Genomic DNA, 13,341 nt, shown 5'->3' with positions numbered 1-13,341 from the left:
ATAGTACATTCAGAGCATCGATAATCTCTGGATGTAAACATGATCACTTGGCACTCAATTCCCTTCTCTGAACTTTCAACACAACAGCTTTATCAATTACTTAAATTACGAGTCGATGTTTTCGTTGTTGAGCAAAATTGCCCTTATCCAGAGCTCGATGGTAAAGATACACTCGCAGGTGTTGAACACTTGCTTGGCTATGCTGATGCAGAGCTAGTGGCGTGTGCCCGTTTGTTACCACCAGGTACTTCTTACGACAATACCAGCATCGGCCGAGTGGCGACCAAGCAATCAGCAAGAGGTGATGGCTTGGGTCATCAATTGATCAAAGAAGCGTTAACACGCTGTGAGACTCTTTGGCCGAGCAAGACCATCGATATTGGCGCGCAACAACACCTAGAAAACTTCTATGCGAATCACGGGTTCGAAACTATCTCTGAGATGTATCTGGAAGACGATATTCCGCATGTAGACATGAGATTTGAAAAGTAATGACGAATATCACTGTCGGTATTCTATTGTTGGTTGCAGGTAACTTGTTTGCCTCGCTTTCCGACGTAGCGGTAAAACTGTTGAATGGCGAAGTACCGCCTCTTCAGTATATTTTTTTCCGACAGTTGATATCTCTGCTAATCATCACCCCTTTGTGGCTACAACAGAAAAAAGAACAACGACGCTTACAACAAGCTAAAGTGACCTTTATTCGAGGACAACTGATCCTAATCGGCAGCGGATGTATGGTCGTCGCGATTACCCATTTATCTTTGGCCACCGCTAACGCTGTATTTTACGTCGCGCCCTTGTTAATGCTGCCTTTATCGATATTTCTACTCAAAGAGCAACCCGCACTGGGTAAGGTGATAGCAACCACTATCGGCTTCATTGGCGCACTGATTGTCTTAAGGCCATCGCAATTTCATTGGGCAGCATTGTTTGCATTAGGCACAGCGCTGACGCTCGCACTGTTCAATGTATTGGTAAGAAAGCTTCCGAGTGAGCAAACGGTGGTCACTACGCTGTGGTGGACAACGTTATTTTCTATTCCAGCATCATTGATACTGTGCTTCTTATACTGGCAACCGGTATCTGTGGAGCATTTGGGATACATAGCATTAAGTGCGACGCTAATCTTAAGCTACAACGGGCTTGCGGTCGCTGCCTACCAAAAAGCACACTCAAGTCAAATTGCCTTGGCTGAATACTCAGGCTTAGTGTTTGTCGCCATAATAGGCGCTATATGGTTTGATGAGATTCCAGATACGTTAACCTTTATCGGAATTATGCTCATCATCTTACCGCTTGCACCTTTCAAGCGACCAAAAAAAAGAGCTAATCGTTAGCTCTTTTCTATCGACTATCTGTATCTGACGAAACGCTTTAACGCAGGCTCAGTATTGAGCTACTTACTACGGCCAAAGCCACCGTCAGACAATCGGAAAAACATCACCGAAGTGTTGCCTTTTTCTAGCTGAAGAATGTCTAGTTGCCCGGTCTCGGCGAGTTTGAATCGAACTAGCTGGCCTTTACGAATCTGACTAAGTGGTTTGTCTGCCCCTTCAATACGCACTAGCGCGTTCAAGTCAGACAACGGTAAGTCGTTATTTCGAAAAACCTGCGCTAACGTATCCCCTTGCTTTACAAGATACTCCTGCCAGTTGTTATTACTCGGTTCTGATGAACTGCTCTTGGCATTTTGCTGTTCGCTTAAGCCAACCGTGTTTATCTCAAGCTCAACGCGCGATGTTGCTGGGGCTGCGTCTACTTTAGGTTCTGGTAGCGGCGCAAAAAGTAAGATCAATACGATCGGCGAAATCACCATCAATAATCTCTGGTGTAATTTCGGCAATGATCCCCAAGCCTGCACGGTTGAGGTTTTCATTTTCTTGATATCGATCGAGCTTAATTTCTCTTTGACCTGATTCAGTCGATCCTTGAACTCTGCTAAGTGGTCTACTTTCTGTTTTTTCTTTTGACGACGATTCATGCCACTGCGTCCTATACATTGAATAACTACAGTATAAAAACCAAAGTACCAACAGTATAGATCTTTCCGCTACAACAGAGACCAAAGCAAGAAAATTGACATAGCTGTGATTTGGACACGTTAAAGCGTAAGTGATCAGGGGCTAGCCGTTTATTCAGGCTGCTAATACTGGTATTCTTACCCTTTTAGTACTGACAAAAAGAGTGACTTTTCATGTCTGAAGTAAAATTTGAAACTGTAGAGCAAAAAGCTAGCTACGGTATCGGTCTACAAATGGGCCAACAACTTGCTGGTTCTGGTCTTGAAGGCCTAAACGTTGACGCAATCGCTGCTGGTATCGCAACAGCTCTAGTTGGTGACATGCCAGCTATCGAAGTTGACGAAATCAACAACGCACTACAAGAGCTACACACTCGTGGTGAAGCTGCACGTCAAGAACTAGCTAAAGCAGCTGCTGCTGACGGCGAAGCTTTCCTAACTGACAACGCTCTTCGTTCAGAAGTAACAGTTCTTGAGTCTGGTCTTCAGTACGAAGTACTAACTGAAGGTACTGGCGAAATCCCTACTGCAGACAAGCAAGTACGTGTTCACTACCACGGTGAACTAACTGACGGTACTGTTTTCGACAGTTCTGTATCTCGCGGTCAACCTGCTGAATTCCCAGTAACTGGCGTAATTCAAGGTTGGGTACAAGCTCTACAAATGATGCCTGTTGGCTCTAAGTGGAAGCTATACATCCCTCAAGATCTAGCATACGGTGAGCGCGGCGCAGGTGCTGCAATTCCACCATTTGCAGCTCTAGTGTTTGAAGTAGAACTTCTATCTATCCTTTAATTTTTATAAAAACCTTTAGTAAAACAAAATACTATAGGCAAATAAAATTAAAATAATCCAACGGCGATGTGACTACATCGCCGTTTTTCGTTTATAGTGAATAGGTCGATTACTTTATTACTTAAGGAAGAATAATGAAGAAAATACTCATCACTATGCTCAGCAGCCTTGCTGTAGTCTCTTGCGCTAGCACTAGCGACTCTGAACAAACCAGTTCATCATCAGATACCAACTATTCCCAACTATCACAAACTGCACTAATGGCAGCTGTAAATATGTGGTCTCAACAAAACGAAACAACACCACTTGCTGATACCGTTGCTGATCAAGCATCTGTTACCAACGATCAAGCGATTGGCGGTATCGGTTCAATGCTAGCACTTGCACAAAATTCGCTTGGCACTGCGGACAATAAAGAACTCGCATCACTCATTCCTGGAATGTCTTCACTTGAATCAACTGGCTTATCATCAGTTCTAAGCTCACAAGGTGCTGTTGAAAGTGCGTTTGCTGGATTAGGTATGGATTCGTCAATGGTTACAACATTTGCACCAATCATTCTTCAAGCACTTCAATCACAAGGTGCAACGAGTGGCCTTATGGATTCACTTGCCGCTATTTGGCAGTAGGCCATCGCGATTAGCGATTAGCGATTAGCGATTAGCGATTAGTTGAAGAATATTGTAAGGGCACTTCGGTGCTCTTTTTTGTGCGTGGAAGAAAAGATATTTGAGATACGAGATACGAGATACGAGATACGAGATACGAGATACGAGATACGAGATACGAGATACGAGATACGAGATACGAGATACGAGATATTTTTAAAAAATAGAGCAGAGCAGGCAAGTAAAAATGCCAAATATCGTGGTGCAATTTTTCAATTCAATAGAAACAAAAAAAGCCGAGCTAATGCTCGGCTTTTTGTATTAAGAATCTAGTATAGATTACTCAGCAGCTTCTTCAGCAGCTGGGCGGTCTACAAGCTCAATGTAAGCCATTGGAGCTTTATCACCAGTACGGAAACCACATTTAAGAATGCGAGTGTAACCACCTTGGCGAGCCGCGAAACGCGGGCCTAGTTCATTAAATAGTTTTGCCACAACTTCGTTATCACGAGTGCGAGCAAATGCAAGACGACGGTTAGCAACACTGTCTGTCTTAGCTAGGGTAATCAATGGCTCAATTACGCGACGTAGTTCTTTTGCTTTAGGCACGGTAGTTTTAATAACTTCGTGACGAACAAGAGAGCTAGCCATGTTGCTGAACATCGCTTTGCGATGACTGCTGTTGCGGTTGAGTTGACGACCACTTTTACGATGGCGCATGACCTAATCCTTCTAACTTTTCGATTAATCTTCAGCGATTGACGCTGGTGGCCAGTTTTCTAGGCGCATGCCTAGAGAAAGACCACGTGAAGCAAGCACATCTTTAATCTCTGTAAGAGATTTCTTACCAAGGTTTGGCGTTTTAAGTAGCTCAACCTCAGTGCGCTGTACAAGATCACCGATGTAGTGAATCGCTTCTGCTTTCAAACAGTTAGCAGAGCGAACTGTTAGTTCAAGATCGTCTACAGGACGTAGTAGGATAGGATCGAATTCTGGCTTCTCTTCCTTCTCCTCAGGTACACGTACATCACGAAGATCTACGAACGCATCCAGTTGTTCAGCTAAAATAGTAGCTGCACGACGGATTGCTTCCTCAGGTTCTAGAGTACCGTTCGTTTCCATATCGATAACAAGCTTGTCTAAATCAGTACGTTGTTCTACACGTGCCGCTTCTACAGCATAGGCGATTTTATCAACCGGGCTGTAAGTAGCGTCAACTAATAGACGACCGATAGGACGCTCATCTTCTTCAGTATGGATACGAGCTGAAGCTGGAACGTAACCACGACCACGTTCTACTTTGATACGCATAGCGATCTCAGCATTGTCATCCGTTAGGTGACAAATTACGTGCTCAGGGTTAGCGATCTCTACATCACCATCGTGGGTGATGTCACCTGCAACAACAGGGCCTGAGCCTGATTTGTTCAGTGTAATAAACACTTCATCTTTGCCTTCAGCAACGCGTACAGCTAAACCTTTAAGGTTTAGAAGGATTTCCAGGATATCTTCCTGAACGCCTTCTTTAGTGCTGTATTCGTGTAGCACACCTTCAATTTCAACTTCTGTTACGGCACAACCCGGCATAGAAGATAGAAGAATGCGGCGAAGAGCATTACCTAGAGTGTGGCCGAAACCGCGCTCTAATGGCTCAAGAGTTACTTTCGCGTGTGTCGTATTGATCTGTTCAATGTCAACAAGACGCGGCTTAAGAAATTCTGTTACAGAACCCTGCATTGTGTCCTCTCTTTTTTTAACCTTACTTAGAGTAAAGTTCGACGATCAAGTGTTCATTGATGTCAGCTGATAGGTCAGAACGCTCAGGCATACGCTTGAATGTACCTTCCATTTTGCTAGCATCTACTTCAATCCAAGTTGGCTTTTCACGTTGTTCAGCAACTTCTAGAGCCGCTTTAATACGAGATTGCTGTTTAGCTTTCTCGCGGATAGAAACAACGTCGTTAGCCGCTACTTTGAAAGAAGGAACGTTTACAACTTTACCGTTAACTAGAACAGACTTGTGGCTAACTAGTTGACGAGATTCAGCACGAGTAGCGCCAAAGCCCATACGGTAAACTACGTTATCAAGACGACCTTCAAGAAGCTGAAGCAGGTTTGCACCTGTGTTGCCTTTAAGACGTGCAGCTTCTTTGTAGTAGTTGCGGAATTGTTTTTCTAGAACGCCGTAGATACGACGAACTTTTTGCTTCTCACGAAGCTGAACGCCATACTCAGATAGACGACCGCGACGAGCGCCGTGTACACCTGGTGCGTTATCAATTTTACACTTGGTATCGATCGCACGGACACCAGACTTAAGGAATAAGTCAGTACCTTCGCGACGGCTAAGCTTCAGCTTAGGACCCAAATATCTTGCCATGATCTTTCTCCAATATTCCTAGAAACGAAACTTAAACGCGACGTTTCTTAGGTGGACGACAACCGTTATGAGGGATTGGTGTCGCATCAACAATGTTAGTGATACGGAAACCAGCAGCGTTCAGTGCACGAACAGTAGATTCGCGACCTGGACCTGGACCCTTAACCATAACTTCCAAGTTCTTTAGGCCATATTCTTTAGCCATTTCACCACAACGCTCAGCTGCAACTTGTGCTGCGAACGGAGTAGATTTACGAGAACCACGGAAACCTGAACCACCTGCTGTAGCCCATGCAAGAGCGTTGCCTTGGCGGTCAGTGATAGTTACGATTGTGTTGTTGAAAGAAGCATGAATGTGCGCTACGCCATCAGCTACTTGCTTGCGTACGCGCTTACGCGCGCGAGTTGGTTGTTTTGCCATTGTACTCTACCTTATCCGACTATTTCTTGATCGGCTTGCGCGGACCCTTACGGGTGCGAGCGTTGGTTTTAGTACGCTGTCCACGTAGTGGTAGACTGCGACGATGACGAAGACCGCGGTAACAGCCAAGGTCCATAAGACGCTTGATGTTCATCGATACTTCACGACGTAGATCACCTTCTACAGTGTATTTAGCTACACCATCACGCAGTTGATCGATCTGCTCTTCAGTTAGTTCACTGATCTTAGCATCTTCAGCAATACCCACTTCAGCTAGAATAGCTTGAGAGCGAGTTTTACCAATACCGTAGATTGCAGTAAGTGCAATTACAGAATGCTTATGATCAGGAATGTTAATGCCGGCTATACGGGCCATTATTCACTCCTAAGGGGGTTCATAAAAGAATTATCCGCAGCAAAGCCCGTTATGGATACGCTGCGGCATACTACTTCTTTTGCACGCAAAAGGTAGGCCGAGGAATATACTCGACTCTACCTAGTATTTCAAGTAAAAATTTCTGCTGATTAGCCTTGGCGTTGCTTATGCTTTGGCTCACTGCAAATCACGCGAACGACACCGTTACGCTTGATAACTTTACAGTTACGGCAGATTTTTTTAACGGAAGCACGAACTTTCATTGCTAAACTCCGTAAATGGAATCGAAATAATTACTACCGAATTAACGGCCGTAACCTTTCAGATTCGCTTTCTTTAACACAGAATCATACTGTTGTGACATCAGATGAGTCTGTACCTGTGCCATGAAATCCATGATAACAACCACTACGATTAGTAGGGAAGTGCCGCCAAAGTAGAAACGAACGTTCCACGCGACCATCATGAACTCAGGAATCAGACATATAAAAGTAATGTATAGAGCGCCCGCAAGGGTTAGTCTAGTCATCACTTTATCGATATATTTCGCTGTCTGCTCACCTGGGCGGATACCGGGTACGAATGCACCAGACTTCTTCAAGTTATCAGCTGTTTCACGTGGGTTAAACACCAACGCTGTATAGAAGAAACAGAAGAAGATTATAGCTGCTGCATAAAGCATTACATACAAGGGTTGACCTGGGCTAAGAGCTAATGACACGTCAGTTAACCAACCGAACGCGCTGCTTTCACCATTTTGACCAAACCACTGCGCTAATGTTCCTGGGAACAAAATAATACTTGATGCAAAAATCGCTGGTATAACACCTGCCATATTAATCTTAAGTGGCAAGTGAGAACTTTGTGCTGCAAAAACTTTACGACCTTGTTGACGTTTCGCATAGTTAACGACGATACGACGTTGACCACGCTCCATGAAAACTACGAAGTAAATTACAGCAAAAGACAATACCGCGATAAACAACAGAAGAAGCACATGCAATTCACCTTGACGCGCTTGCTCGATTGTTTGACCGATTGCAGAAGGCAATCCAGCAACAATACCTGCAAAAATCAGAATGGAAATACCATTACCGATTCCTCGCTCAGTGATTTGTTCACCTAACCACATCAAAAACATGGTACCAGTTACTAAACTCACGGTAGCAATAAGCGTAAACATGGTTTGGTTGATAACAACCAGATTGTCGACCATGTTTGGTAAGCCTGTTGCGATACCAATAGCTTGGAATGTTGCAAGTACAAGCGTGCCGTAGCGTGTATATTGGCTTATCTTACGACGGCCTGCTTCACCCTCTTTCTTGAGTTCCGCTAACGCTGGATGAACTACAGTTAGCAATTGGACTACGATCGATGCCGAAATGTACGGCATGATACCCAATGCTAATATAGATGCACGCTCAAGAGCACCACCGGAGAACATGTTAAACATTTCTACGATGGTACCTTTTTGCTGATCGAACAAATCGGCAAGTACAGCTGCGTCAATACCAGGGATCGGCACAAAAGAGCCGGCTCGGAATACTAAAAGTGCACCAATTACGAATAATAAGCGCGACTTTAGTTCACTTAAGCCGCTCTGAGCACTACGAAAATCTTTTCCTGGTTTCTTAGCCATCTGTACCTCGTTCCTCGAGATTATTCCTCGATTTTACCGCCTGCAGCTTCGATTGCAGCTTTAGCGCCTTTAGTCACGCGTAGACCTTTAACAGTCACAGCTTTGCTTAGGTCACCAGAAAGAACGATCTTAACAAACTCGATGTTCTTAGTGATAACGTTAGCAGCTTTAAGACTGTTAAGATCAACTACGTCACCTGTTACTTTCGCTAGCTCAGCTAGACGAACTTCAGCAGACACTAGGCTCTTACGAGAAGTGAAACCGAATTTAGGTAGACGTTGTTTTAGAGGCATTTGACCGCCTTCAAAACCTGGACGAACAGAGCCGCCAGAACGTGACTTTTGACCTTTGTGACCGCGGCCACCTGTTTTACCAAGGCCAGAACCGATACCACGACCTACACGCTTCTTAGAAGGTTTAGAGCCAGCAGCCGGTGATAGAGTATTCAAACGCATTCTGATTACTCCTCAATCTTAACCATGTAGTAAACCTTGTTGATCATACCGCGTACGCACGGTGTATCTTCAAGTTCTACTGTATGGTTGATGCGACGAAGACCTAGACCTTTAAGGCACGCTTTGTGCTTAGGTAGGCGACCAATTGAGCTTTTAGTTTGAGTTACTTTAATAGTTGCCATCGTGTTCTTACTCCGAAATAGATTCAACAGTTAGACCACGTTTAGCAGCAACCATTTCTGGTGACTTAACGTCTACTAGAGCACCAATCGTTGCGCGAACAACGTTGATTGGGTTCGTTGAACCGTATGCTTTAGAAAGTACGTTATGTACGCCTGCAACTTCAAGTACGGCACGCATTGCACCACCGGCAATAACACCTGTACCTTCAGCAGCTGGCTGCATGTAAACTTTAGAGCCCGAATGACGACCTTTCACCGGGTGGTGAAGAGTGCCTTCGTTAAGCGCAACAGTAACCATGTTACGACGCGCTTTTTCCATTGCTTTTTGAATCGCAGCAGGTACTTCACGAGCTTTGCCGTAACCGAAACCTACACGACCATTACCGTCACCAACTACTGTTAGTGCAGTGAAGCTCATGATTCGACCACCTTTAACCGTCTTAGATACACGGTTAACAGCGATCAGCTTTTCTTGCAAATCATTAGCTTGTTGTTGTTCTTTAGCCATCTTCCAACCCTACCTTAGAATTTCAGACCAGCTTCGCGAGCAGAATCTGCTAGCGCCGCTACTCGACCGTGGTATTGGAAACCAGAACGATCAAATGCAACTGTAGCTACGCCTTTTTCAAGAGCGCGCTCAGCAACAGCTTTACCAACTGCTTTAGCTGCATCAACGTTACTAGTGTTCTTAACTTGCTCACGGATCGCTTTTTCTACAGTAGAAGCAGCTGCGATAACCTCAGAGCCGTTTGCCGAGATAACTTGAGCGTAAACATGGCGAGGAGTACGGTGTACTACCAAGCGAGTTGCGCCAAGTTCTGCAATCTTACGACGTGCACGTGTAGCACGACGGATGCGAGATGCTTTCTTATCCATAGTGATACCTTACTTCTTCTTAGCTTCTTTAGTACGCACATTTTCATCTGCGTAACGAACACCTTTACCTTTATAAGGTTCAGGAGCACGGTAAGAACGAATGTCAGCCGCAACTTGACCTACTACTTGCTTATCGCAACCAGTAATAATGATCTCAGTTTGGCTAGGGCACTCAGCTTTAATACCTTCAGGTAGAGCGTGCTCTACTGGGTGAGAAAAGCCTAGTGTTAGACCTACAGAGTTGCCTTTGATAGCAGCACGGTAACCAACACCTTTAAGAGTTAACTTCTTAACGAAGCCCTGAGTAACACCCACAACCATGTTATTAACTAGAGCGCGAGCTGTACCAGCCTGTGCCCATGCGTTAGTAACACCTTCTTTCGGACCGAAAGTTAGGTTGTTTTCTTCCTGTGCAATAACTACGGCGCTGTTAAGAACGCGAGTAAGCTCACCTTTGCTACCTTTTACAGTAACTTCTTGGCCGTTTAGTTTCACCTCTACGCCAGCTGGAATAGCGACAGGTGCTTTAGCAACACGAGACATAATCTACTCCTTAAGCTACGTAACAGATGATTTCACCGCCAAGACCTGCTTTGCGAGCAGCACGGTCAGACATCAGACCCTTGGAAGTAGAAACAACTGCAATACCAAGACCACCCATCACTGTAGGTAAAGAGTCTTTATTTTTATAAACTCTTAGACCAGGACGTGATACACGCTTGATTTGCTCGATTACAGGTTTAGCTTGGAAGTACTTAAGAGTAACTTCTAGCTCAGGTTTTACTTCGCTGTCAACAGCGAAGTCTACGATGTAACCTTCAGCTTTAAGTAATGCAGCAATTGCAACTTTAAGCTTTGAAGAAGGCATTTTTACAGCAACTTTATTTGCTGCCTGACCGTTACGAACTCGGGTCAGCATATCCGAAATCGGATCTTGCATGCTCATAAGATTTACTCCAAATGATTAAGTGGCAATTACCAGCTAGCCTTACGAAGACCCGGAATCTCGCCTTTCATGCAAGCTTCACGAACCTTAATGCGGCTTAGACCGAATTTACGTAGGTAACCGTGTGGACGACCAGTTTGGTTGCAACGGTTGCGCTGACGTGATGCACTTGAATCACGTGGAAGAGATTGCAGTTTAAGAACCGCATTCCAACGATCTTCTTCAGATGCGTTTACATCGCTAATGATAACTTTTAGCGCAGAACGCTTTTCAGCGAACTTAACTACTAGTTTTGCACGTTTAGCTTCACGTGCTTTCATTGATTGTTTAGCCATAACAGTAACCCTACCCTTACTTACGGAATGGGAAGTTAAAGGCAGCCAGCAGAGCTCGGCCTTCCTCATCGGATCCCGCAGATGTCGTGATAGTAATATCAAGACCGCGGACACGATCGACTTTATCGTAGTCGATTTCCGGAAAGATGATTTGCTCGCGAACGCCCATGCTGTAGTTACCGCGTCCGTCAAAAGACTTAGCGCTAACACCACGGAAATCACGTACACGTGGAAGTGCGATAGAGATTAAACGCTCTAAAAATTCCCACATGCGCTCACCACGCAAGGTTACTTTACAACCAATTGGGTAGCCTTCACGAATTTTGAAACCAGCTACAGATTTACGCGCTTTCGTGATAAGTGGCTTTTGACCAGAGATCGTTGCCATATCAGATGCTGCGTTTTCTAGCAGTTTCTTATCGTTGATTGCTTCACCAACGCCCATGTTTAGGGTGATTTTCTCAATCCTAGGGACTTGCATGACGCTTGTGTAGCTGAACTCTTTGGTAAGCTCAGCGACTACAGACGACTTGTAGTAATCATGCAGTTTCGCCATAGTAGAACTCCAAATTACTTCTAATTAGTTAGAAACAGTTTCGCCGTTAGATTTGAAGAAACGAACTTTCTTGCCATCTTCGATACGGAAACCGATACGGTCTGCTTTACCAGTAGCCGCGTTAAAGACTGCAACGTTAGAAGCATCAATAGCTGCTTCTTGTTCAACGATGCCACCTTGTTGACCTAGAGCCGGAACTGGCTTTTGGTGTTTTTTAACAAGATTGATGCCTTCAACAACAACTTTACCAGTTGTCAGAACCTTAGTTACTTTACCTTTCTTGCCTTTATCTTTACCAGCAAGAATGATTACTTCGTCGTTACGACGGATTTTAGCTGCCATGTTGCCGCTCCTTACAGAACTTCAGGTGCAAGTGATACAATCTTCATGAATTTCGCGTTACGAAGTTCACGAGTCACAGGACCAAAGATACGTGTGCCGACTGGTTGCTCAGTAGTGTCATTTAACAATACACAAGCATTACTGTCGAAGCGAATGACAGAACCGTCTGGGCGACGAACGCCTTTACGGGTGCGCACTACTACCGCCTTCAGAACATCACCTTTCTTTACTTTACCGCGAGGAATCGCTTCCTTCACTGTAACCTTGATGACGTCACCGATATGTGCATAACGGCGGTGAGAGCCACCCAGAACCTTAATACACATTACCTTGCGCGCGCCAGAGTTATCTGCTGCGTCAAGTGTACTTTGCATCTGGATCATTGTTAGTGCTCCGCTAAATATTAAAACTAGACCCTCTCGGGTCGGGCTGCCTCTTTAAAAGGGACGCGAATTGTACCACCCTTTTTTTAAATTGGGTAGACAAAAAACAAGCGGCTCCAAAAAATAATTTGGAGCCGCTTATAAGTTATAGAATTACAAAGATTAAATCTTCGCTTTTTCTAGAACTTTAACCAATGTCCAAGACTTAGTCTTAGACAGAGGACGACACTCAGCGATTTCAACTTTGTCGCCTAGGCCACAAGTGTTGTCTTCGTCGTGTGCGTGTACTTTAGTCGTGCGTTTGATGAACTTACCGTAAATTGGGTGTTTTACAGTACGTTCAATAGCAACAACGATAGACTTGTCCATCTTGTCACTTACTACACGGCCTTGCTGGATGCGGTTAGTTTCGCTCATTATGCGCCTGCCTTTTCAGTCAAAACAGTTTTCACACGTGCGATGTCACGGCGTACAGCTTTTAGAGTATGAGTTTGCTGAAGTTGACCAGTTGCAGCTTGCATGCGCAAGTTGAACTGTTCACGTAGCAAATTCAATAGCTCAGCGTTAAGCTCTTCAACGTTCTTTTCGCGTAGATCTTGTGCTTTCATCACATCACCTGCTTAGTTACAAAAGTAGTTTTAACAGGCAGTTTACGCGCCGCTAGGCGGAACGCTTCACGTGCCAACTCTTCAGGTACGCCATTCATCTCGTACATAACTTTGCCTGGTTGGATTTGAGCAACCCAGTACGCAACTGAACCTTTACCTTTACCTTGACGAACTTCAAGAGGCTTTTCAGTAATTGGTTTGTCTGGGAAAACACGGATCCAGATTTGACCTTGACGCTTAATGTGACGTGTCATAGCACGACGTGCCGCTTCGATTTGACGTGCAGTCAGACGACCACGGCCAACAGCTTTAAGACCGAATTCGCCGAAGCTTACTTCAGTACCTTTAGCTAGACCACGGTTACGACCAGTCATAACCTTGCGGAACTTAGTACGTTTTGGTTGTAGCATCGTTCG

At 44.7% G+C, this 13,341-nt stretch carries 25 protein-coding genes; 4 read left to right on the top strand and 21 right to left on the bottom strand.

Annotated elements, in window-relative coordinates:
* Positions 1-39: 39 nt before the first annotated feature.
* Positions 40-492 carry a GNAT family N-acetyltransferase gene (locus AACU28_RS09420; protein WP_004735261.1) on the top strand — a complete coding sequence of 151 codons (453 nt, stop codon included), beginning with the start codon at positions 40-42 and terminating at the stop codon, positions 490-492.
* Positions 492-1,340 carry a DMT family transporter gene (locus tag AACU28_RS09415; protein ID WP_061023550.1) on the top strand — a complete coding sequence of 283 codons (849 nt, stop codon included), beginning with the start codon at positions 492-494 and terminating at the stop codon, positions 1,338-1,340. Before AACU28_RS09420 ends, AACU28_RS09415 begins: the two co-directional genes overlap by 1 nt.
* Before the next feature lie 59 nt (positions 1,341-1,399).
* Here AACU28_RS09415 and AACU28_RS09410 read toward each other — a convergent pair whose 3' ends face one another.
* A complete protein-coding gene (locus AACU28_RS09410; RefSeq protein WP_061023552.1) occupies positions 1,400-1,984 on the bottom strand; it encodes a LysM-like peptidoglycan-binding domain-containing protein in 585 nt (194 codons plus the stop codon).
* A 213-nt stretch (positions 1,985-2,197) separates the two neighbouring features.
* Here AACU28_RS09410 and AACU28_RS09405 point away from each other — a divergent pair, with 213 nt between their 5' ends.
* Entirely contained in the window at positions 2,198-2,818 is a 621-nt protein-coding gene (locus tag AACU28_RS09405) for an FKBP-type peptidyl-prolyl cis-trans isomerase (RefSeq protein WP_121602832.1), read from the top strand.
* Positions 2,819-2,952: 134 nt separating this feature from the next.
* Positions 2,953-3,447, top strand: coding sequence for a DUF2780 domain-containing protein (locus AACU28_RS09400; RefSeq protein ID WP_121602831.1), 495 nt, complete (start codon positions 2,953-2,955; stop codon positions 3,445-3,447).
* A gap of 318 nt (positions 3,448-3,765) precedes the next feature.
* On the opposite strand, the gene rplQ is transcribed toward AACU28_RS09400, so the two are convergent.
* The 20 genes from rplQ to rplP form a co-directional block, all read right to left on the bottom strand.
* The gene (gene rplQ, locus AACU28_RS09395; protein WP_004729812.1) at positions 3,766-4,146 is read right to left on the bottom strand and encodes a 50S ribosomal protein L17; all 381 of its coding nucleotides are present in this window, start codon (positions 4,144-4,146) and stop codon (positions 3,766-3,768) included.
* A gap of 24 nt (positions 4,147-4,170) precedes the next feature.
* On the bottom strand, positions 4,171-5,163 hold the full coding sequence (locus AACU28_RS09390; RefSeq protein WP_004729813.1) for a DNA-directed RNA polymerase subunit alpha: 993 nt from the start codon (positions 5,161-5,163) through the stop codon (positions 4,171-4,173).
* A 22-nt stretch (positions 5,164-5,185) separates the two neighbouring features.
* On the bottom strand, positions 5,186-5,806 hold the full coding sequence (gene rpsD / locus AACU28_RS09385) for a 30S ribosomal protein S4 (protein WP_004729814.1): 621 nt from the start codon (positions 5,804-5,806) through the stop codon (positions 5,186-5,188).
* A gap of 31 nt (positions 5,807-5,837) precedes the next feature.
* Positions 5,838-6,227: a 30S ribosomal protein S11 gene (rpsK, locus tag AACU28_RS09380; RefSeq protein WP_004738778.1), complete on the bottom strand. Its 390-nt coding sequence runs from the start codon at positions 6,225-6,227 to the stop codon at positions 5,838-5,840.
* 19 nt (positions 6,228-6,246) lie between these two features.
* A complete protein-coding gene (gene rpsM, locus AACU28_RS09375; RefSeq protein WP_004738779.1) occupies positions 6,247-6,603 on the bottom strand; it encodes a 30S ribosomal protein S13 in 357 nt (118 codons plus the stop codon).
* Positions 6,604-6,752: 149 nt separating this feature from the next.
* On the bottom strand, positions 6,753-6,866 hold the full coding sequence (gene rpmJ, locus AACU28_RS09370) for a 50S ribosomal protein L36 (protein WP_000868186.1): 114 nt from the start codon (positions 6,864-6,866) through the stop codon (positions 6,753-6,755).
* A gap of 41 nt (positions 6,867-6,907) precedes the next feature.
* Positions 6,908-8,242 (bottom strand): preprotein translocase subunit SecY, encoded by a 1,335-nt coding sequence (gene secY / locus AACU28_RS09365; RefSeq protein WP_004736759.1) that lies wholly within the window; start codon positions 8,240-8,242, stop codon positions 6,908-6,910.
* Positions 8,243-8,262: 20 nt separating this feature from the next.
* Positions 8,263-8,697 (bottom strand): 50S ribosomal protein L15, encoded by a 435-nt coding sequence (gene rplO / locus AACU28_RS09360; protein WP_004736758.1) that lies wholly within the window; start codon positions 8,695-8,697, stop codon positions 8,263-8,265.
* A gap of 5 nt (positions 8,698-8,702) precedes the next feature.
* Positions 8,703-8,879 carry a 50S ribosomal protein L30 gene (gene rpmD / locus AACU28_RS09355; RefSeq protein WP_004736756.1) on the bottom strand — a complete coding sequence of 59 codons (177 nt, stop codon included), beginning with the start codon at positions 8,877-8,879 and terminating at the stop codon, positions 8,703-8,705.
* Between the two features lie 7 nt (positions 8,880-8,886).
* On the bottom strand, positions 8,887-9,387 hold the full coding sequence (gene rpsE / locus AACU28_RS09350; RefSeq protein ID WP_004736754.1) for a 30S ribosomal protein S5: 501 nt from the start codon (positions 9,385-9,387) through the stop codon (positions 8,887-8,889).
* 14 nt (positions 9,388-9,401) lie between these two features.
* A complete protein-coding gene (gene rplR, locus AACU28_RS09345) occupies positions 9,402-9,755 on the bottom strand; it encodes a 50S ribosomal protein L18 (protein ID WP_004736752.1) in 354 nt (117 codons plus the stop codon).
* Positions 9,756-9,764: 9 nt separating this feature from the next.
* Positions 9,765-10,298: a 50S ribosomal protein L6 gene (gene rplF, locus AACU28_RS09340; RefSeq protein ID WP_004736750.1), complete on the bottom strand. Its 534-nt coding sequence runs from the start codon at positions 10,296-10,298 to the stop codon at positions 9,765-9,767.
* A gap of 10 nt (positions 10,299-10,308) precedes the next feature.
* On the bottom strand, positions 10,309-10,701 hold the full coding sequence (rpsH, locus tag AACU28_RS09335; protein ID WP_004736749.1) for a 30S ribosomal protein S8: 393 nt from the start codon (positions 10,699-10,701) through the stop codon (positions 10,309-10,311).
* A 29-nt stretch (positions 10,702-10,730) separates the two neighbouring features.
* Positions 10,731-11,036 (bottom strand): 30S ribosomal protein S14, encoded by a 306-nt coding sequence (rpsN, locus tag AACU28_RS09330; RefSeq protein ID WP_004736747.1) that lies wholly within the window; start codon positions 11,034-11,036, stop codon positions 10,731-10,733.
* 16 nt (positions 11,037-11,052) lie between these two features.
* Complete coding sequence (gene rplE / locus AACU28_RS09325) at positions 11,053-11,592, bottom strand: 50S ribosomal protein L5 (RefSeq protein ID WP_004736744.1); 540 nt, start codon at positions 11,590-11,592, stop codon at positions 11,053-11,055.
* 24 nt (positions 11,593-11,616) lie between these two features.
* Positions 11,617-11,934, bottom strand: a complete 318-nt coding sequence (gene rplX, locus AACU28_RS09320; protein WP_004736742.1) for a 50S ribosomal protein L24 — start codon at positions 11,932-11,934, stop codon at positions 11,617-11,619.
* 11 nt (positions 11,935-11,945) lie between these two features.
* Positions 11,946-12,317 carry a 50S ribosomal protein L14 gene (gene rplN / locus AACU28_RS09315; RefSeq protein WP_004736740.1) on the bottom strand — a complete coding sequence of 124 codons (372 nt, stop codon included), beginning with the start codon at positions 12,315-12,317 and terminating at the stop codon, positions 11,946-11,948.
* A 162-nt stretch (positions 12,318-12,479) separates the two neighbouring features.
* Positions 12,480-12,734 carry a 30S ribosomal protein S17 gene (rpsQ, locus tag AACU28_RS09310; protein ID WP_004736739.1) on the bottom strand — a complete coding sequence of 85 codons (255 nt, stop codon included), beginning with the start codon at positions 12,732-12,734 and terminating at the stop codon, positions 12,480-12,482.
* Positions 12,734-12,925, bottom strand: a complete 192-nt coding sequence (gene rpmC, locus AACU28_RS09305; protein WP_004736737.1) for a 50S ribosomal protein L29 — start codon at positions 12,923-12,925, stop codon at positions 12,734-12,736. Before rpmC ends, rpsQ begins: the two co-directional genes overlap by 1 nt.
* Positions 12,925-13,335, bottom strand: a complete 411-nt coding sequence (rplP, locus tag AACU28_RS09300; protein ID WP_004736736.1) for a 50S ribosomal protein L16 — start codon at positions 13,333-13,335, stop codon at positions 12,925-12,927. Before rplP ends, rpmC begins: the two co-directional genes overlap by 1 nt.
* Positions 13,336-13,341: the final 6 nt, after the last annotated feature.

Source organism: Vibrio sp. SBT000027 (assembly GCF_963894355.1).
Classification (GTDB): Bacteria; Pseudomonadota; Gammaproteobacteria; order Enterobacterales; family Vibrionaceae; genus Vibrio; species Vibrio splendidus.
This window is presented reverse-complemented; position numbering and strand designations above follow the sequence as displayed.

Bases quoted from the DNA above. Each gene is read 5' to 3' on its own strand.
- AACU28_RS09410 (WP_061023552.1), bottom strand. From the start codon at position 1,984: ATGAATCGTCGTCAAAAGAAAAAACAGAAAGTAGACCACTTAGCAGAG.
- rpsK (WP_004738778.1), bottom strand. From the start codon at position 6,227: ATGGCAAAACAACCAACTCGCGCGCGTAAGCGCGTACGCAAGCAAGTA.
- rpsM (WP_004738779.1), bottom strand. From the start codon at position 6,603: ATGGCCCGTATAGCCGGCATTAACATTCCTGATCATAAGCATTCTGTA.
- rplQ (WP_004729812.1), bottom strand. From the start codon at position 4,146: ATGCGCCATCGTAAAAGTGGTCGTCAACTCAACCGCAACAGCAGTCAT.
- rpsE (WP_004736754.1), bottom strand. From the start codon at position 9,387: ATGGCTAAAGAACAACAACAAGCTAATGATTTGCAAGAAAAGCTGATC.
- AACU28_RS09390 (WP_004729813.1), bottom strand. From the start codon at position 5,163: ATGCAGGGTTCTGTAACAGAATTTCTTAAGCCGCGTCTTGTTGACATT.
- rpmJ (WP_000868186.1), bottom strand. From the start codon at position 6,866: ATGAAAGTTCGTGCTTCCGTTAAAAAAATCTGCCGTAACTGTAAAGTT.
- rpsH (WP_004736749.1), bottom strand. From the start codon at position 10,701: ATGAGCATGCAAGATCCGATTTCGGATATGCTGACCCGAGTTCGTAAC.
- rpsD (WP_004729814.1), bottom strand. From the start codon at position 5,806: ATGGCAAGATATTTGGGTCCTAAGCTGAAGCTTAGCCGTCGCGAAGGT.
- AACU28_RS09405 (WP_121602832.1), top strand. From the start codon at position 2,198: ATGTCTGAAGTAAAATTTGAAACTGTAGAGCAAAAAGCTAGCTACGGT.
- rplR (WP_004736752.1), bottom strand. From the start codon at position 9,755: ATGGATAAGAAAGCATCTCGCATCCGTCGTGCTACACGTGCACGTCGT.
- rpsN (WP_004736747.1), bottom strand. From the start codon at position 11,036: ATGGCTAAACAATCAATGAAAGCACGTGAAGCTAAACGTGCAAAACTA.
- rpsQ (WP_004736739.1), bottom strand. From the start codon at position 12,734: ATGAGCGAAACTAACCGCATCCAGCAAGGCCGTGTAGTAAGTGACAAG.
- rplF (WP_004736750.1), bottom strand. From the start codon at position 10,298: ATGTCTCGTGTTGCTAAAGCACCTGTCGCTATTCCAGCTGGCGTAGAG.
- rpmD (WP_004736756.1), bottom strand. From the start codon at position 8,879: ATGGCAACTATTAAAGTAACTCAAACTAAAAGCTCAATTGGTCGCCTA.
- secY (WP_004736759.1), bottom strand. From the start codon at position 8,242: ATGGCTAAGAAACCAGGAAAAGATTTTCGTAGTGCTCAGAGCGGCTTA.
- AACU28_RS09400 (WP_121602831.1), top strand. From the start codon at position 2,953: ATGAAGAAAATACTCATCACTATGCTCAGCAGCCTTGCTGTAGTCTCT.
- rplO (WP_004736758.1), bottom strand. From the start codon at position 8,697: ATGCGTTTGAATACTCTATCACCGGCTGCTGGCTCTAAACCTTCTAAG.
- rpmC (WP_004736737.1), bottom strand. From the start codon at position 12,925: ATGAAAGCACAAGATCTACGCGAAAAGAACGTTGAAGAGCTTAACGCT.
- AACU28_RS09420 (WP_004735261.1), top strand. From the start codon at position 40: ATGATCACTTGGCACTCAATTCCCTTCTCTGAACTTTCAACACAACAG.
- rplE (WP_004736744.1), bottom strand. From the start codon at position 11,592: ATGGCGAAACTGCATGATTACTACAAGTCGTCTGTAGTCGCTGAGCTT.
- rplP (WP_004736736.1), bottom strand. From the start codon at position 13,335: ATGCTACAACCAAAACGTACTAAGTTCCGCAAGGTTATGACTGGTCGT.
- rplX (WP_004736742.1), bottom strand. From the start codon at position 11,934: ATGGCAGCTAAAATCCGTCGTAACGACGAAGTAATCATTCTTGCTGGT.
- AACU28_RS09415 (WP_061023550.1), top strand. From the start codon at position 492: ATGACGAATATCACTGTCGGTATTCTATTGTTGGTTGCAGGTAACTTG.
- rplN (WP_004736740.1), bottom strand. From the start codon at position 12,317: ATGATCCAGATGCAAAGTACACTTGACGCAGCAGATAACTCTGGCGCG.